The sequence below is a fragment of the Methylobacterium sp. TK31 genome (assembly GCF_055361545.1).
The window spans coordinates 2247759-2265728 of the sequence record NZ_CM143964.1 but is presented as its reverse complement, the minus strand read 5'-3'; the positions used below and the strand labels follow the sequence as shown (position 1 = coordinate 2265728).

Genomic DNA, 17970 nt, shown 5'->3' with positions numbered 1-17970 from the left:
GAGTCGTCAAATGATTACTAAGGAAGTATCGGAATTTGATTTTCAGCCCCTGCCAGAAATAAATCTTCTTCTAAATAGCCACGTCATAACAGGTGCGTTTTTCAATTCGTATAAATCTACTGCCTATATGAGTGACTCTTTTGTAAGTTCTCCGTTCAAAGAATATTTCAAAAATATAGTTTTTAAAACTGATAAAAAGTACGAAGAGATAAATCGAAGTCCAGTTTGCTTATTCAAAACTTCGGACGTTTACTTCATGCCAAATTTCGGAGTTATTATCTCTGAGAATGGTGATGTCTACAAAGAAAGCTTCGAAGAAGCACGTTGGGTAACTCCAACAAAAGCTCAACTTCCAGGCTTCTCGATTGCGGACGGCGAAGCGGAATTTAATCCTCCGGAATCAATAGAAACTATAGAACGAGCTTTCATATGTATGCCACTCGGTAGTCGGGCAAATTATGGCCATTTTATTATTGACTGTCTGACTTCTTTAAGTATCTACAAGAGTTTTATTGAGACCAATCGTATTCCACTTGTATTTCCCAAACTGAAAGATTGGCAGAGAGCACACTTGGCCCTACTTGAACTCACGGTACCAATTTTAGAACGCGATGAGGATATACTGAAGATAAATACGGCATTTCATAGTAACATAATGAACCATTTTCTGCATAACTTAACATCAGATGTTTCAGATTTAGCCGAAATGCAGATAAATAATATTAGCGTAAAGGACAGAGCTGATTTATGCTTTGAAAAACTTTTTTTGTCACGCAAAGGACAGCTATTGCGGCAATTTGAGCAAGAAGATTTATTAATAGAAGAGTTAAAGAAACTTGGGTTTGTTATCATTTCCCCTGACGAGTATTCAGTAGAGGAACAAATTTTTATTTTTCGCAACGCAAAAATAATAGTTGGAGCGACAGGTGCGGGATTCGCGAATGTAGCATATTGCTCGCCAGCAGCTGTCATAGTTGAAATAATGCCAAGTTCATTCGACGGCAATGTTTGGGTGAGAAATCTTTGCGCGGTTCGCCACTGTTATTGGCTTCCGATTATAATTCCTGAGGCAAAGCCGTCTGAGCCTACATTTGTTGAAGGCGTTCTTCGCTCCGAAGGCGGCCTGAAGTACGATCCTTTCTACGACATTCAACTTATTGTCGAACAGATTGAACCTTTGATTAAGCTGATATACAAACATGAATTCTTGAGTAAAGACATTTCCTCTGAGTTTCTACCGCAAATGGGAGATATCCGATCCTTAAAAGTCATTGCGATGAAACATAAGACTGATAAACAAGGAGCACATAATTACGCAGATAATTATGATTTGCATTTCAAAAAATATCGCGATCAGAAAGTGAAGATTCTCGAAATTGGTATCGGCGGATATGACAACCCGAAAGCCGGCGGTGAATCTCTGAGAATGTGGAAAGAATACTTTCCAAAAGGACTCATCGTTGGATTAGATTACTATGATAAATCTAACCATCAGGAGGAGCGAATTGTTACTTACCGAGGCAGTCAAGATGATCACATGCTGTTGAAACAAATAGATGCTGATCTAGGTCCGTTCGATATAATCATAGATGATGGTAGCCACATGAATAGTCACGTATTATCGTCCTTTGCCTGCCTTTTTCCGCTTTTGAAAACCGGGGGAATATATGCGGTCGAGGATATTCAGACTTCTTATTGGAAGAAGGTTTTTGGCGGGTCTTCTATAGATTTGGACAATAAAAACACATCAATGGGCTTCTTTAAGAGTTTGTCAGACGGGTTAAATTACAAGGAATTTGAAAATCCCGACTATGTTCCGACCTATTTTGATCGAAACATAACCTCAATTCAGTTTTACCACAATCAAGTTTTTATCTACAAAAACCCTAACGTCGAGGAGAGTAACGTTGTGATCAATAATCGCCTGCCTGATGCTTACTCATCTTATGTGGCAGAATAATACTTATGTAATGTAGAAAATAATATGTCTCCAATCTAGATATTTGTTGTTTGCGTCTAAGATGGCGAGTCTCAAGCCATTTTAGTTGCTCATCGAGCGATAATACCCTTTGAAGTTACACATTCCGGGGTGGAGGATGACACAGCCTCCACCCTGCCTTACCGGCGGGCATGGGCGCCTTACTGCGGAACTTTATGAATTTCCGAACCTCCGGTTGCTGGTCCAGGACATGGCAGGCGAAGCGTTCCGATTAGCCATGCTCGGCAACGACGTAGTCGACACACGCCCTGCGGCGAGCCGAGCTCAGACGAGCTATTTGGGGTGCCTCGCGCGGCGGAAGCGGCATGATGGTGCTTCGGACCAACCCCGAAGCCTTGCCATGAGTCAGCAGCACCACGTCGGCCTTAATGTCTCTGTGAAGGAGACCGCGCTCTGCATCGTCGATTCCCACGGCAAGGTCGTGCACCGCGCCACCGTCGAGAGCCATCCCGAGGTGATCGGCAAAACATCTGATCGGCCTCGGCCACAGCTACGCTCGTGTCGGCCTCGAAGCGGGGCTGCTCTCACCGTGGTTCTATGCCGGCCTGGTCGAGGCAGGGCTCCCGGCGATCTGCGTTGAGACCCGTCACATGCACGTTGCCCTCTTGGCGCGCATCAACAAGACCGACCGCAACGACGCCATGGGCATCGCCCAGATGATGCGCGTCGGCCTGTTCAAGCCGGTTCACGTCAAGACGCCGGCCAGCCAGCAACGCCGCCTGCTCCTGACCTCGTGCAAGCTCCTGCAGCGCAAGGCCTACGACATCGAGAGCGACCTACGCGGCCAGTTGCGCAACTTCGGCCTCAAGGTCGGCATCGTGGGGGCTGCCGGGTTCAAGCAGCGCGTGCGCGACCTCGTGCTCGATCTGCCGTTCGTCGCGGCCGCGGTCCTGCCGCTGCTGGAGGCACGCTCCGCGCTGCGGACCCAACTCGCCAAGCTGCACAAGATGCTGCTGGACCAGATCCGTGCCGATCTGCCGGTGCCTGATGACCGCGGCTGGCGTCGGGCCGATCGTGGCGCTGACCTATTGCACCTGCGTCGACAACCCCGCGCGGTTCCGGCGCTCGCAATGCGTTGGGGCCATTACGGTCTAACGCCGCGGCTGTACCAGTCCGGTGAGGCGATGCGGGTAGGGCGGGTCTCGCAGTGCGGGGACACGATGATGCGCGCCGCCCTCTATGAGGCGGCGCTCGTGCTGCTGACGGGCCCGCGCGGGCGATGGTCCTGGCTGAAGGTCTGGGGGCTGGCTGTCGCCAAGCGCCGAGGCATGCAGAAGGCGCTGGTCGCCGTTGCCCGCAAGCTGGCGATTGTGCTGCACCGCATGTGGCGCGACGAGACGGACTTCCGCTGGTCGGTCGCGACCACCACGGCGGCCTGAGGCCCGCACACCAGCATAACGTAACACCGAGCTCCTCCGGCGTGGAGGAGATCCCTGTGGGGACGACGGGAGCGGGTGAGACCGAGGAAACTCGAGCGTCGGTTCTGCCGAACGCGCGGCTTGAGAGCCGCTCCGCCCACTCCCTCTGATCCCATCATGAGGCGGCACGGGCCGACCTCTGAGAGAAGCAAGAGCTCCGCAGGACCATTCACGCGCTGATATAGGATGCACACCTAGGGGAATTGACCCATTAACCCTAAAAAGAGAACATGTTTCCCGAGGCCGCCTCCTTGGGGATCAGCTTTTTGAGCGTAAGGTCTGCAATCGTCTTGCGCAGCCGCTGGTTCTCGGTCTCCAGAGACTTCAACCGCTTGACCTGATCCCCCCTTCAGGCCACCGTACTCGGAACGCCAGCGGTAATATTTGACCTCGATGGAGCGCATTGCTTCTGCGGCCTTGCGGCCTTGCGAGACCAAGACATCCACCTGACGAAGCTTGGCGACAATCTCTTGAGCCGTATGCTTCTTCTGTCCCATGATGACATCCTTCACATGGCTCAAAGCCATGTGTGGAACGGCCCTGCGGACAAGAGCGCCCAGCAACAGATCCCCATCGAGAACGGTGCAGTCATATGTCCGGCCTTTAGGCGCAGTCATTGACCGCTGGCCTCGATGGAGTCCGCGAGGTGAGTGGCAGATCATACCTGCGCGCTCGGAAGGCGCATCGGCTTTGGAGGCCTGTCTCACTTCGGGGTGTCGTCCGTCGTGTGCAGGGCGGTGACAAAACCATCCACTGGAGCGTCGGCGGGGTGCTGATGCGGCCGGGGTAAAAGCCGGCCAGTTTGAGAGGCTTCTCTTGCGGGAGGGGCCCAGGATGTTTGCCGTGAAAGTCTACGCGGCCGTTCGGCAGTTCGTATTCAATGCTGGCAACTCTCGTCGTGAGGCAGCCCGGGTCTTCGGGCTGAGCCGCGAGACGATTGCCAAGATGTGCCGGTTCTCACTGCCGCCGGGCAACACGCGCACAAAGCCGGTCGAGAAGCCGAAGCTGGGTCCGCTGCTACAGGTGATCGATGCGATTCTGGAGGCGGACCGGATCGTACCCATCAAGCAACGGCACACGGCTAAGCGGATCTTCGAGCGTCTGCGCGACGAGCACGGCTATGCGGGCGGCTATACGGTGGTGAAGGACTACGTCCGGATTGCACGCGCGAGTGGGCGAGAGACCTTCGCGCCGTTGGCGCACCCGCCGGGTCACGCGCAGGTCGACTTCGGCGAGGCGGCTGCCAGCATCGGTGGCGTTCGTCAGAAGATCCACTTCTTCTGCATGGACCTGCCACACTCCGACGCCTGCTTCGTGAAGGCGTATCCGCGGGAGACCTCGGAGACTTTTCTCAACGGGCATTTCGCCGCATTCAAGTTCTTCGACGTCGTGCCACTGTCGATTTTCTACGACAACACCAAGATTGCGGTCGCCAAGATCTGCGGCGACGGCCGACGCGAGCGCACCCGCGCCTTCACCGAGCTGGTGAGCCATTACCTGTTCCGGGACCACTTTGGCCGCCCGGGTAAAGGCAACGACCAGGGCAAGGTCGAAGGGCCGGTCAAGTACGCCCGGTCCAACTTCATGACCCCGGCCCCGGAGGCGGCCTCCTTCGAGGCGCTGAACGCCGATCTAGAGCGACGCTGTCAGGCTCGGCAGGATAAGCGGGCCGGACAGCATGCCGAGAGCATTGGCAAGCGGCTGGTCGCCGATCGTGGCGTCCTGCGTTCCCTGCCGGCAGTGCCGCTGGAGCCGTGCGAGAAGCGGGCCGGGCGCGTCTCCTCGACCGCGCTGGTTCGCTACCGCTGCAACGATTACTCGGTGCCGACCGCCTACGGCTTCCGGGACGTGCTGGTGAAGGGCTTCGTCGAGGAGGTCGTGGTCCTGTGTGCAGGGATCGAGATCGCCCGGCACCCGCGCAGCTACGGCACGGGCATGTTTGTGTCCGATCCGCTGCATTACCTCACGCTAATCGAGACCAAACCGAACGCTCTCGACCAAGCTGCCGCGCTCCAGGGCTGGGATCTGCCCGAGGCATTCCAGCACCTGCGCTACCTCCCGGAGGCGGGCATGGGCAACCGCGGCAAGCTCGAGTTCATCCAGGTGCTGCGTCTGATGGAGGCGATGCCCAAGGACGTCGTGGCCTTGGCCGTCACCGACGCGATCCGGCTCGGAGCGATCGGCTTCGACGCGGTCAAGCTGATTGCGCTGGCCCGGTTGGAGCGACGACCGCCCCGGCTCGACCTGGCGGCCTATCCGCATCTGCCCAGGACCGCGGTGAGGACGACCGTGGCAGCCGACCACGCGGTGCTGGTACCGGAGGTGGCGGCATGAGCGCGGCGCGTGACGAAACGATGCCGGGCGGCACCACCGGCGGCACGCCGGGGATCCTGCTCGCCCACCACCTCGAGCAGCTGAAGCTGCCCGTAGTGCTGCGCGAGTACGACAAGGTTGCCCGTGAGTGCGCCCAGGGCGGCATCGACCACCCGCGCTACCTGCTCCGGCTGGTCGAGCTAAAACTCATCGATCGCGAACGGCGCATGGTCGAACGCCGGATCCAGTCGGCACGCTTCCCGGCAGTGAAGAGCCTCGACACCTTCGACTTCACCGCGATCCCGAGCCTGAACAAGATGCTCGTGCTGGAGCTGGCGCGCTCCGGCTACATCCTCGGCCGGGAGAACGTCATCGCACTCGGCAACTCCGGCCCCGGCAAGACTCACATCGCTTTGGCTCTCGGCCTGGCAGCTTGCCAGAAGGGCTTCTCGGTCGCGTTCACCACCGCGGCCTCGTTGGTCAATCAGCTTCTAGAGGCCCGCCATGAGCGCCGTCTGCTCCGGCTTCAGCGCGAACTGGCTTCGGTGAAGCTGCTGATCGTCGACGAACTCGGCTACGTGCCGCTGTCGCCGACGGGGGCCGATTTGCTGTTCGAGGTCTTCTCTCAGCGCTACGAGCGCGGCTCGACCGTGGTGACCTCGAACCTGCCTTTTGAGGATTGGACCTCAGTTCTGGGCTCGGAGCGCCTCACCGGCGCGCTGCTCGATCGGCTGACCCATCACGTCAGCATCCTAGTGCACTGACTCATACCAATTCTCATTGATCAGAACCCATAGGCCCATTCGCGGCGTCCGATCGACATGATGCGCCCGGGTCGGTCGATGAGGGTGTTCCAGGCGTGGCAGCAGTGGTCGAGGATGTCGGCGTAGGATGTGAAGGTTCGATTGCCGAGCCAGTTGTCGCGCATGAACTGCCAGAGGTTCTCGACCGGGTTGAGTTCGGGGGAACGGGCCGGCAACGGCAGCAGGGTGATGTTGCCGGGCACTGCGAGGTTCTTCGTCGTGTGCCAGCCGGCCTGATCAAGCAGCAGGACGGCGTGCGCACCAGGGGCGACGGCCTGGGCGATCTCTTCGAGGTGCAGGGCCATCGCCTCGGTGGTGCAGCGGGGCATGACGAGACCGGCGCCCGTTCCCCGTGCCGGGCAGATGGCGCCGAAGATGTAGGCGGAGGCGGTGCGCTGGTCCTTCGGGGCTGAGGGGCGCGTGCCGCGCTTGGTCCAGCGCCGGGTGATCGTGTTCTTCTGGCCGACCCGAGCCTCGTCGGCGAACCAGACCTCTATCGGCTTGCCGCCGACGGCCCGCGCGATCTCCGCCATGCGGGCGGGGAAGGCTTTTTAAAAGCGGGGATCGCGTCCGGAGCTTGAGCGTGATGGCGCGGACGGGCCGAGAGTTTGCGGTAACCCATCCCCCGCAAGACCCGGCTCAGGGTCTGCTCGGACACCGACACGCCGTGATCCTCGCACAGGATCTGGGCCAGATCGCACAAGCGCCAACGCACTACCCCGTGGGTGGCCGGCATCGGCCCCTGCTCGACCAGGGTACGCAGCACCTCCCGCTGCTCGATGCTCAGGCGCGGGCGGGCGCCAGGGGCCTTGCCGCCGATCAGCCCGTCCGGACCGTGCGCGTTGAACGCCACCACCCAGTCCCGCACCGTCTGCAGCCCGACCCCGCCAAGCGCGGCAGCGGTCGAGCGTGAGCCGCCCGCGTAGATCGCCGACAAAGCCAGCAGGCGCCGGGTCTGGGCAGGATCGCGCGCGGCCTTGGCCAAGGCGCGCAGGCCCTCGGCGTCGAAGTCCCGCCGCAGCAGCACCGGAGCAGACATGACATCCTCCTCAGGCTCCAAACCCGAAGACAGAATCACCACTCAGCCAGGGAGGCTACCCCGTGAGTCCCGATCAATGAGGGTTGGTATCAGACGGATGGTTCAGGGGATCGGCTGACGGCGGCAAGGATGTCGGTGGCTGGCTTGGTCCAGACGAAGGGTTTGGCGTTCCGGTTGTGCTCGGCGATGTAGCGTTTGATCGCCACCTGCAGGTCGACGACGCCGGTGAAGGAGCCTCGCCGCAGCCGACGACGGGTCAGTGCTGAGAAGAAGCCCTCAACGGCGTTGAGCCAGGAGGCTGAGGTCGGAGTGAAGTGGAAGGTCCAGCGCGGGTGCCGGGCGAGCCAAGCGCGCACCTTCGGATGTTTGTGGGTGGCGACGTTGTCGAGGATCGCGTGGATCGCCTTGCCGGGCGGGACAGTGGCCTCGACGGCGTTGAGGAACCGGATGAACTCCCCGTTCCGGTGGCGCTGCATGCAGCGGCCGAGCACGGTGCCCGCCAGGACGTCGAGGGCGGCAAACAGCGTCGTGGTGCCGTGACGAGTATAGTCGTGGGTCTGGGCGACGGGATGGCCTGAGGCGAGCGGACGGTCGGGGCGGGTCCGCTCCAGCGCCTGGATCTGGCTCTTCTCATCGAGGGACAGCACCACCGCGTGGGCGGGTGGGGCCATGTAGAGGCCGACGACATCCTCGACCTTGGCGGCGAAGGCTGGGTCGCGCGAGCGCTTGAACGTGCGCAGTCAATGCGGCTGGAGGCGGCGAGCGTCCCAGATCCGTTGCACGGCGCGCAACGAGATCCCGACAGCGCGGGCCACGGCACGGCCGGTCCAGTGCGTGACCTCGCCCGGCGGCTCCGAGCAGGTTAGCGCCAGCACCTCGGCCACCGTCTCGGTCGAATGGGGCGGCGTGCCGGGCGGACGCGTCTTGTCGCGCAACAGACCTTCGACGCCTGCCTCGGCGTAGCGCCGCTGCCAGCGCCATACGGCCGGGCGGCTGACGCCCGCCCGCCGAGCGACGTCTTGAACACTCAAGCGCTCGACCGAGAGCAGGACGATGCGGGCGCGCTGGGTGTGTTTGAGCGGGCGGGAGCGGTCGCTTGTAATCGCAGCCAGCCGTGCCGCGCCGGTCGCATCGAGGAGCACGCATACCGTCTGAGCCATCGCCCAGACTCGCACGTCTCATCGTACGCGTGAATCCTCTGTCCGCGTCACTCCACTAGGCTTGAACGGCGACAGCTACCGCCTCAAATCTTCTCGGAGCCGCCGCGGCCGCGCCGATGATAGGGCGGAGCAAAACCAGGCCACAACCGACGCCCAGGATCCCAAGACGAGCGAGCTCCTGCCGACCTGAACCTCATGATCGGCGACGAACGCTGAAGGGGCCCGATCGGGCCCCTTCAGCGTTCAAGCTGCGGGCCGACACTGGCCTGGTTTTACTCCGTCGCAGCGGCCTGGAATTGGTTCGCCCTTTCACACTGGCCACTGCTTCAAGGCAGCATCAGCGCAGCCCGGACGGCGTCTCCGTCCTGACCGAGGCTGATAGCGAAGTTCTCTACGATGCGGACGCCGCAGATTTGCGCGTCGCCCAGCCATTCATCGAACGCCTTGACATCCGATTGTCCCGACGGCTGCTGGCCACAGCGGCTCCGAACGATCTGGCAGAACCGGCGGCCGATATCGACGACCTTGGCTGCCTCGATATCCTGCAGAACGCGCGCGACGACGGCGGCTGCCTCGGGATCGAGGTCTTCGGGCTCACGTAGGAGATGCCAGGACAGTTGCTTGGAGGAAACCAGGGGTGAGGCGGTCGAGGTCGCAACACTGAGATCAAGCGGTGCTAGCGACGACCGGATAATTTTTTTGGCCGGGCCTACGCGCCGCTCAGACAACCAGAGACGCACCTGCTTCGAGGTGCCACCGACGCCAAGATCCTGAAGCTCGCGCCAGAGTTGCGCCGCGTTCTCGCAGCCCTCGTCGAGGCGGATATGAAGATGCCCGAGATAAGGATCGAGCATGCTCGGCTTTGGCTCGCGCATGCCGTTCCGGGGGAAGCTCGCGGCGAAGGCGTACTTGCGCACCGTGGTTCGGGCCAAGCCGGTCTCGCAATTGATGCGCCGAAGCGAGTGTCCTTCCGCATAGCGGCGACGCACGTCGTCATAGGCCGCTTCCCATCGACCGCTGGCCGCGGCCCGCGCGCGCATCTCGGCCGGTGCGCGTGGGTAGGCCATGACGCGCTGGATCGATAGCGATGACGGGGCCACGGCCGGCAACAGCTCCAGACGCGGATGGACACGGGCGAGCCAGCGCTCGACCATCTCTCGGGTATTGAGCAGGAGGTGCCAACGGTCCGCGACCTGTACGGGATCGGGCGCACCCATGGCGGTCCAACGCGCATATTCGGTCGAGCGATCCCGTGCCACGACCTGGATCTGCGGGTCTCGACGGAGCGGAGCCGCCAGCGTCGAGGCCGAACGATCCGGCAGTAGGTCGATGGGACGTCGGCGTTCGAGATCGACCAGAATGGTGCCATAGGTTCGGCCCTTGCGCAGGGCCCAGTCGTCGACACCGACGACGATTGGTTTGTATCCGGTCGGCAGCGGCCGTTCGCGGATGCCCCGCAGCAGCGTCGTGGCACTGGTCGGCATCGCCAAGTGCGGCAGCAGCCGGGCGGCGGGTGTGGCACCGAGCGCCAGCGCGGTTCGAACCTGAGCATCGGCCAGCCAGCGGGTCCTCTGAGCGTAGCGGTCGACGAGGCGAGGCAGACGCACGGCAAAGGTCCGACGCACGCAAGCAGGATCGTGGCAGTAGAAACGTTGGATCGTCAGGACCAGACGCACCTCCTGACCGCTCGTCGGCAGGTCGGTGGGACGCCGGTGATAGCGACTATGCACTGACCGGCTGACAGTACGACAATGTGGGCAACGGGCATGATCGCGCTTCGCCTGAGCAGCAATGCGAAGGGTGGTGCTATCCTCACGCGTGACGTGGAGAAGGCGACAACCGGGGATTTGACAGAGAAGGGTCATGCTCTGATCTGAGAATCCCTGCCCGGTTCAGCTAGGAGCTACCCACCCCCCGGCATCCTCCCACCGACCCAATCCACGAAACTTGGCTAAGAGCCACTTTCTAGGGGACAGGCCACGACGGCCTGGATGCGCCATATGACTTTTTGGACAGCCCATAACGAGGGTGTTCCGGGATAGCTCTACAACCGCACTTTTGACCATAAGACGCTCTAGGACACTGCCATCGGCCTTGATAGCGAGATTGAGAATGCTACCCCCTGCCTCCGAGGCGCCGGTCAGACGACGCGAATTCGAAGTGTACGCGAATGTCATTCGAGCCTTGATGCTGCGTGACATGCGTACCCGCTTCGGAGGGTCATATTGGGGATATGTCGTTGTCGTTCTCTGGCCCGTTGCGCATATCTTTTTGATGGTTGGGATTATGCTCTTCCGGGGCATACCTTCGCCGATGGGCAATGATGCTGTTTTGTTTGTTGCAACTGGCGCAGTTCCAGTACTAGTTTTTCAGTATACATCACGTGAAGCAATGAAGGCCATGCTGGTAAATCGACCACTTATGTATTACCCTCAGGTAAAAGCCTTTGACATTATGGCAGCCAGATTTCTTGTGGAAACGATAAAGGGCTTTCAAGGGTTAATCATTATAGGCTGCATTCTACTTGCGATGGGAGTTGATCCTACGCCAGAAGAACCAGCAATGGCGATTGGCGGCTATATAATAGCGCTTCTCTTGGGGCTTGGAATGGGAGCGATCAATATGGCTATTATGTCAGTCTTTCCAGGGTGGCTGTGGGGATACATTATCATTACTATCCTGCTCTATATGACTTCAGGCGTTTTCTTTTTGCCACACATGTTTCCAGAGGAAATATACAGCATTTTAAAATGGAGTCCAATTGTTCAAATCGTAGAATGGGTAAGACTTGCATATAATTCTCAACTTGGGGTTACTGTCGATTACACATATGTTCTTGGCTGGGGATTTGGCTCAGTTTGGTTTGGCCTGCTCATGGAGCGATTCATTCTGCGACGGTACGTCTAGGAGCCCGTCCAAGTAATCCTCTCGACGGCGAGGTCAGAGGGTGATTCACTCGGCTCATGGCTAAGGTGTTTCGCTCCTGGAATGTGGATCAGGGCTGGTTGCTGCCGCCCTCGCTGCACGAGTTCGTGCCGCCCGGGCACATGGCGCACTTCGTTCGCGACACGGTGCAGGAAGCGCTCGACCTCTCGGCCACCCTCGACGCCTACACCGAGGAGCGCGGCTACCCGCCCTACCATCCGGGGATGATGGTGGCGCTGCTGCTCTACGGCTACAGCCGCGGCCTGTACTCGTCACGTCAGCTCGCCCGGGCCTGCGAGGAACGGGTCAACGTCATGGCGGTGACCGGGCTGAACCGGCTGGACTTCCGCACCATCGCAGACTTCCGCAAGCGCCACCTCGTGGGCCTGTCGGACCTGTTCGTGCAGGTGCTGCGCCTGTGCCGCGCGGCCTGTCTAATCCAGTTCGCCTACGTGGCGGTGGACGGGACCCAGGTGAAGGCCAATGCCTCGCGCCACAAAGCGATGAGCTACGGACGCATGAAGACGGTCGAGCCGGCGCTGGCCGCCGAGGTCGACGCCTGGCTGGAGCAGGCGCGCGAGGCGAACGCGGCCGAGGACGCGGTGCAGGTCGCGAACCGACGGGGCGACGAGACGCCGGACTGGATGGCCGACAAGCAGCGGCGGCTGGAGACGATCCGCGCCGCGAAGGCCGCGCTAGAAGCGGAAGCGGTCGATCCGCCCGACCCCGAGGACGAGAGCAGGCCGGGTGCGTCCTCGGGCATGCGCTGGCAGGGTCGGCCCCTGCGCGGTGAGGATTGCGGTCTGCCGAACCGGGCGCAGCGCAACTTTACCGACCCGGACAGCCGGATCCTGCCAACCCGCGACGGGTTCGTGCAGGGCTACAACGGACAGATCGCCGTCGATGCCTTGCATCAGATCATCGTGGCGCACCGCCTCGTGACGAATGCCGCCGACGCCCGCGCCCTCGTGCCGTTCATCGACGACGTCCGCGCTCATCTCGCGCGCAAGCCGTGCGAGGTCTCGGGCGATGCAGGCTTTGCCAACGAGGCGAACCTGGCCGCGCTGAAGCAGCGGCGAATCACCGCCTATCTCGCTCCGGGGCGGGCGCGTCACGGCGAGGCGGATGCGGCCGGTCGTCGAAAGCTGACGAAGACGCCCCTGATGCATGCGATGGCCGCGCGGATGAAGCGGGCTGGCCGCCGGAGCCGCTACCGCATCAGGAAGCAGGTCGTCGAGGCGGTGTTCGGGCAGATCAAACACGCCTGGGGCTTCCGACAGTTCCTGCTCCGCGGGCTCGATCAGGTCCGCGGCGAATGGGCGATGATCTGCACCGCCCACAACCTCCTGAAGCTGGCGAAGGCCGGGCGCTGAGCATGAAGCAGGCTGGCTCGCCCTGATCTCAACCCTAATCTCGAACCGAAAACTCGTTACTCGGACGGACTCCTAGCTGCTTGGTTGCGGAACGTCGTTGGGATGCGGCGCGTTGGGCGATCAAAGTCTATGCATGGCGGTTCGACGGTGGGTGCTGCCATTCTGTCAGGAGGGCTCGCTGATGCTCGCCATCCACCCCCAAGCTCGCACCACCCCGGCTGTCCGTGCCAAGATCGCTCGCTCGCACGAGGGCTGGCGTGCTGGCCAAGCGCTACGGTGTGCCCACCGAGACCATCCGCGAATGGCGCAAACGCGGCCCCGATGCGTGTCAGGACCGCTCGGCGCGCCCCCACAAGCTCGCGTGGTGCGCCAGCGATAAGGAGCGCGCCATCGTGTGCGCGCTCCGCCGCTCCACCAGCTTTCCTCTCGATGCACTGACCTTCGTCGTCAGTCACTTCCTGCCGCACCTGAACCGGGACGCGGTCTACCGTATCCTCAAGGCGGAGGGCCTCAATCGGCTGTCGCCGGCAGAGAATGCCCGCAACCCGCATGGCATCTTCAAGGATTACGAGGTCGGCTTCATCCACGTCGACGTGAAGCACCTGCCCAAGCTGCAAGACCGCGACCGCGTCTCGCGCAAACGCTACCTATACGTCGCTATCGACCGGGCCTCCCGCTACGTGCATCTCGCCGTCGAGGACGACGAGACCACCGCCTCGGCGGTGGCCTTTCTCTCGGACGCCCTTGGGGCCTTTCCGTTCAAGGTCACGCACGTGCTGACCGACTGCGGCTCCTGCTTCACGGCCGATGCGTTCGAGGCCGCCTGCGAGCGGCACGGTGTGCAGCATCGCAAGATGCGTCCCTACACGCCCGAAACAAACGGCATCGTCGAGCGCTTCAACGGCCGAGTGCAGAGGGAGGTGCTCGGCATCACGCTCTACAGCCACGCCGACCTGGAGATCGTGCTGCGCGGCTTCAACGCCGCCTACAATGGCCGCCGGCAGCGCGTGCTCAACGGGCTCTCGCCCGAGATGGTGCTACGTCAGCGTCTTGAAGCCGATCCCGTATTGGCCAATGCCACCTACAAGCCGCCCAGTTCCGGTCTCATAAAACGGGCCCTGCGCATCTGACCTGACCGGCTGGCTTTGGACCGGGCTGATTGAGAGGATCAGCAAGGATCAAAGGAGTTGGATATGCGGCGAGGCCAGAAGACGAACGTGGAGCAGGTCGTGCTCAAGCTGCGTCAAATTAAGGTGCAGACGGCCCAGGGCAAGAGTTTGGCCCTTGCATGCAGGGAGGCGGAGACCCGTTACGAGGCCCGACGCGACATCATCGCTTAAATCGAGGGCTTATATAAATACCAGCGCGTCAACTCGGCCTTCGGATACATTACCCCCGAGCAAGCCGAGCTGAACGCGAGCTAAACCCCCTGTCCGTGAAATCGGGGGATGATCAGTTCTTGGAGACCTACCGGGCCGACATCCTGGCGCGGGCGGGCATCGCGGATGTGTTCATCCAGGACAACCAGTCCTTCTCCGCCCCGCGCGGCACCGTGCGCGGCCTGCACTTCCAGCGCGCCCCCATGGCCCAGGCCAAGCTGATCCGGGTGCTGTCGGGCGCGATCCTGGACGTGGCGGTCGACCTGCGGCGGGCCTCGCCCAGCTTCGGCCGGCACGTGGCCGTGCGCCTCGATGCGCAAGCCGGCGAGCAGCTCTACATCCCGGTCGGCTTCGGGCACGGCTTCTGCACCCTGGAACCCGACACGATGGTGGCCTACAAGGTCGCGGGCGGGGTCTACAGCCCCGAGCACGACGGCGGCCTGCTCTGGAACGATCCGGCGCTCGGCATCGCCTGGCCGGTGAGCGAGGCGCAAGCCCAACTCTCGGCCAAGGACCGGGTCGCCCCGCGCCTGGCCGATCTTCCGCCGCTTTTCTGAAGCCTGTGCGGCGGGACACGGCCGGACCCGGTCCCGCCCCCCTGGATCGTCCGGATCGTCCACCGATCCGCCTTCACGAGAGACCTTCATCCCATGCGCATCTTGGTAACAGGCGGCTGCGGCTTCATCGGATCGGCCCTCGTGCTGCACCTGGTGCAGGAGCGCGGGCACGACGTGGCGACCCTCGACGCGCTGACCTACGCGGCCAACCCGATCTCGCTCCAGCCGCTGGCGGGCAACCCCGGGCACCGGCTCGTCGAGGCAGACATCTGCGACCCGAACGCCGTGCACGCCCTCTACGCCGACTTCCGGCCCGAGGCCGTGATGCACCTGGCCGCCGAGAGCCATGTCGACCGCTCGATCACCGATCCGGGCGCCTTCATCCGCACCAACGTGGTCGGCACCCAGGTCATGCTCGACGGGGCGCGCAGCCACTGGGAGACGCTCGCGGGGCCCGAGAAGGCGGCCTTCCGCTTCCTGCACGTCTCCACCGACGAGGTCTACGGCTCGCTGCCGCCCGACGGCTTCTTCACGGAAGCCAGCCGCTACGACCCGCGCTCGCCCTACTCGGCCTCCAAGGCGGCCTCCGACCACCTGGCCCGCGCCTGGCACGAGACCTACGGCCTGCCCGTGCTGGTGACGAACTGCTCGAACAACTACGGCCCGCGCCACTTCCCCGAGAAGCTCATCCCGCTGATGATCCTCAACGCGCTGGAGGGCAAGCCGCTGCCCGTCTACGGCGACGGCCTGAACGAGCGCGACTGGATCCACGTGGAGGACCATGCCCGCGGCCTCGTGGCCGTGCTGGAGAGGGGGCGGGTCGGCGAGACCTACCTGCTCGGCGGGCGGGCGGTGCGCAACAACCTCGCCGTGGTCAAGGCGCTCTGCGCCGCCTTCGACCGCCTGCGCCCGGAGCAGGCCCCCCACGACCGGCTGATCACCTCCGTCACCGACCGGCCCGGCCACGACCGGCGCTACGCCATCGACCCGTCCAAGGCCGAGGCCGAGCTCGGCTGGCACCCGACCAAGGACTTCGAGCGGGCCCTGGAGGAGACGGTGCGCTGGTACCTGGCCAACGAAGCCTGGTGGCGCCCGATCCGCGAGGGCCGCTACACCGGCGAGCGCCTCGGCCTCGCCCCCGCCCCGAGCGCCTGAGGCCGCGCCGATGCCCGAGCCCCAAGCCCCCGAGCCCCAAGCACCCGAAACCATGAACATCCTCATCCTCGGCGGCGCCGGCCAGGTCGGCACCGAGCTGCAGAACCCCGCGCTCTGGGATGCGGGCGTGCGCCTGCACGCCCCGGGCCGGGCGGAGCTCGACATCACCGATGCGGGCGCGATCGACGCCGCCCTGGCGCAGCGCCCCTACGCGGCGCTGGTCAACGCGGCCGCCTACACCGCGGTCGACAGGGCCGAGAGCGAGATCGCCGCGGCCTGGAACCTGAACGCGCTGGCGCCGGCGCTGCTCGCCGCGGCCACCGCCCGGGCCGGCATCCCCCTCGTCCACGTCTCCACCGACTACGTCTTCGACGGACGCGGGACGGGCCCCTGCACCCCCGACATGCCGGTCAACCCGCAGAGCGTCTACGGCGCCAGCAAGGCGGCCGGCGAGATCGCGGTGCGCGCCGCCAACCCGCGCCACGCCATCCTCCGCACCGCCTGGGTGGTGAGCCCGCACCGGGGCAACTTCGTCAAGACGATGCTGCGGCTGTCCGCCGAGCGCGAGCGCCTCGCCGTGGTCGACGACCAGCACGGCAATCCGACGAGCGCGGGCGACCTCGCCGCGGGCCTGGCGCAGATCGCCCAGGCGCTGGCCCGCGATCCCGGCGCGCCCACGGGCACGCACCACTTCGTCAATGCGGGCGCCACCACCTGGTGCGGCTTTGCCCGCGCCATCCTGGCGGGCGCGGCCCGGCGCGGCGCCCGCAGCGTCCCGGTGGACGCCATCCCCACCAGCGCCTTCCCGACCCCGGCCCGCCGGCCGGCGCATTCGGTGCTCTCGACCGCGAGCCTGACGGCCGCCTACGGCCTCGAGCCCCGGCCCTGGGCCGAGGCCCTCGACGACATCCTCGACCGGCTGGTCGGGCCTGAACGGACAACGACGGAGACACGGGCATGAAGGGGATCGTTCTGGCCGGCGGCACGGGCACGCGCCTGCACCCGGCCACGCTGTCGATCAACAAGCAGCTGCTGCCGGTCTACGACAAGCCGATGATCTACTACCCGGTCTCGGTGCTGATGCTGGCGGGCATCCGCGAGATCCTGATCATCTCCTCGCCTGAGCACCTCGACAACTACAAGCGCCTGTTCGGCACCGGCGAGCAGTTCGGGCTGTCCTTCAGCTACGCCCTCCAGCCCCGGCCGGAAGGGCTGGCCCAGGCCTTCCTGATCGGGCGCGACTTCGTGGGCGCCGACAGCGTGGCCCTGGTGCTGGGCGACAACCTGTTCTTCGGCTCAGGCATGCGCGAGATGCTGGCCCGGGCCTGCGCCCGCCCGACCGGCGCCACGGTGTTCGCCTACCACGTCGACGATCCCTCGGCCTACGGCGTGGTCACCCTCGACCCGGACGGGCGGCCCCTGCGCCTCGTCGAGAAGCCGGTCGAGCCCGAGAGCCCCTGGGCGGTGACAGGGCTGTACGTTTACGACAACCAGGTCCTCGACATCGCCGCGGCCGTGACGCCCTCGGCCCGGGGCGAGCTCGAGATCACCAGCATCAACGAGGCCTATCTGGAGCGGGGGCAGTTGCACGTGGAGCGCATGAGCCGCGGCTATGCCTGGCTCGACACGGGCACGCATGACAGCCTGCTCGAGGCGGCCGAGTTCGTGCGCACCCTCCAGCACCGCCAGGGGCTGCAGGTGGCCTGCCTGGAGGAGATCGCCTACCTGCAGGGCTTCATCGGCAAGGACCAGCTCATCGCCCGCGGTACCCTCTTCGCCAAGACCGCCTACGGACGAAACCTCCTCAAACTCGCCCAGGAAGACCAGAGCGCGCTACTAGCGCGATGAC

General features: G+C 62.9%; 10 protein-coding genes and 5 pseudogenes. 11 read left to right on the top strand and 4 right to left on the bottom strand.

All coding sequences use genetic code 11. From position 1 onward, the window contains the following. Positions 1–10 precede the first annotated feature (10 nt). The gene (locus tag ACXJY8_RS10385) at positions 11–1960 is read left to right on the top strand and encodes a glycosyltransferase 61 family protein (RefSeq protein WP_463779644.1); all 1950 of its coding nucleotides are present in this window, start codon (positions 11–13) and stop codon (positions 1958–1960) included. Between the two features lie 379 nt (positions 1961–2339). Then, a pseudogene (locus ACXJY8_RS10380) lies at positions 2340–3378 on the top strand (IS110 family RNA-guided transposase). Between the two features lie 262 nt (positions 3379–3640). On the opposite strand, the pseudogene ACXJY8_RS10375 reads toward ACXJY8_RS10380, so the two are convergent. After that, positions 3641–3914, bottom strand: a pseudogene (locus ACXJY8_RS10375) (transposase); the annotation flags it as partial. A 337-nt stretch (positions 3915–4251) separates the two neighbouring features. On the opposite strand from ACXJY8_RS10375, the gene istA reads away from it, so the two are divergent. Then, the gene (gene istA / locus ACXJY8_RS10370) at positions 4252–5751 is read left to right on the top strand and encodes an IS21 family transposase (protein WP_463779642.1); all 1500 of its coding nucleotides are present in this window, start codon (positions 4252–4254) and stop codon (positions 5749–5751) included. Beyond that, positions 5748–6494, top strand: coding sequence for an IS21-like element helper ATPase IstB (istB, locus tag ACXJY8_RS10365; protein ID WP_463779640.1), 747 nt, complete (start codon positions 5748–5750; stop codon positions 6492–6494). Before istA ends, istB begins: the two co-directional genes overlap by 4 nt. A 20-nt stretch (positions 6495–6514) precedes the next feature. Here istB and ACXJY8_RS10360 read toward each other — a convergent pair. The 3 genes and pseudogenes from ACXJY8_RS10360 to ACXJY8_RS10350 form a co-directional block, all read right to left on the bottom strand. After that, a protein-coding gene (locus ACXJY8_RS10360) for an IS630 family transposase (RefSeq protein WP_463771523.1) occupies positions 6515–7572 on the bottom strand; the annotation gives its coding sequence in 2 pieces (ribosomal slippage) (positions 6515–7080 and positions 7080–7572; 1059 coding nt in all). 89 nt (positions 7573–7661) lie between these two features. Beyond that, a pseudogene (locus tag ACXJY8_RS10355) lies at positions 7662–8732 on the bottom strand (IS630 family transposase). 329 nt (positions 8733–9061) lie between these two features. After that, positions 9062–10597, bottom strand: a pseudogene (locus ACXJY8_RS10350) (ISL3 family transposase); the annotation flags it as partial. Between the two features lie 322 nt (positions 10598–10919). Between ACXJY8_RS10350 and ACXJY8_RS10345 the strand changes: the two are divergent. The 7 genes and pseudogenes from ACXJY8_RS10345 to rfbA all read left to right on the top strand — a co-directional run bounded on the left by ACXJY8_RS10345 (position 10920) and on the right by rfbA (position 17969). After that, positions 10920–11639: an ABC transporter permease gene (locus ACXJY8_RS10345; RefSeq protein ID WP_463779637.1), complete on the top strand. Its 720-nt coding sequence runs from the start codon at positions 10920–10922 to the stop codon at positions 11637–11639. 56 nt (positions 11640–11695) lie between these two features. Then, positions 11696–13030: an IS1182 family transposase gene (locus ACXJY8_RS10340; protein ID WP_463779635.1), complete on the top strand. Its 1335-nt coding sequence runs from the start codon at positions 11696–11698 to the stop codon at positions 13028–13030. Between the two features lie 181 nt (positions 13031–13211). Beyond that, a pseudogene (locus ACXJY8_RS10335) lies at positions 13212–14160 on the top strand (DDE-type integrase/transposase/recombinase). A gap of 299 nt (positions 14161–14459) precedes the next feature. Then, positions 14460–14966: a dTDP-4-dehydrorhamnose 3,5-epimerase gene (rfbC, locus tag ACXJY8_RS10330; protein WP_463780521.1), complete on the top strand. Its 507-nt coding sequence runs from the start codon at positions 14460–14462 to the stop codon at positions 14964–14966. Positions 14967–15059: 93 nt separating this feature from the next. Next, positions 15060–16121, top strand: a complete 1062-nt coding sequence (gene rfbB, locus ACXJY8_RS10325; protein ID WP_463778656.1) for a dTDP-glucose 4,6-dehydratase — start codon at positions 15060–15062, stop codon at positions 16119–16121. Positions 16122–16173: 52 nt separating this feature from the next. Then, a complete protein-coding gene (rfbD, locus tag ACXJY8_RS10320; RefSeq protein WP_463778653.1) occupies positions 16174–17082 on the top strand; it encodes a dTDP-4-dehydrorhamnose reductase in 909 nt (302 codons plus the stop codon). Further along, on the top strand, positions 17079–17969 hold the full coding sequence (gene rfbA, locus ACXJY8_RS10315) for a glucose-1-phosphate thymidylyltransferase RfbA (RefSeq protein ID WP_463779633.1): 891 nt from the start codon (positions 17079–17081) through the stop codon (positions 17967–17969). Before rfbD ends, rfbA begins: the two co-directional genes overlap by 4 nt. Position 17970: the final 1 nt, after the last annotated feature.

Excerpts from the sequence above, each read along its gene's own strand:
- ACXJY8_RS10385 (WP_463779644.1), top strand. The coding sequence starts at position 11 with ATGATTACTAAGGAAGTATCGGAATTTGATTTTCAGCCCCTGCCAGAA.
- istA (WP_463779642.1), top strand. The coding sequence starts at position 4,252 with ATGTTTGCCGTGAAAGTCTACGCGGCCGTTCGGCAGTTCGTATTCAAT.
- istB (WP_463779640.1), top strand. The coding sequence starts at position 5,748 with ATGAGCGCGGCGCGTGACGAAACGATGCCGGGCGGCACCACCGGCGGC.
- ACXJY8_RS10345 (WP_463779637.1), top strand. The coding sequence starts at position 10,920 with ATGCTGCGTGACATGCGTACCCGCTTCGGAGGGTCATATTGGGGATAT.
- ACXJY8_RS10340 (WP_463779635.1), top strand. The coding sequence starts at position 11,696 with ATGGCTAAGGTGTTTCGCTCCTGGAATGTGGATCAGGGCTGGTTGCTG.
- rfbB (WP_463778656.1), top strand. The coding sequence starts at position 15,060 with ATGCGCATCTTGGTAACAGGCGGCTGCGGCTTCATCGGATCGGCCCTC.
- rfbD (WP_463778653.1), top strand. The coding sequence starts at position 16,174 with ATGAACATCCTCATCCTCGGCGGCGCCGGCCAGGTCGGCACCGAGCTG.
- rfbA (WP_463779633.1), top strand. The coding sequence starts at position 17,079 with ATGAAGGGGATCGTTCTGGCCGGCGGCACGGGCACGCGCCTGCACCCG.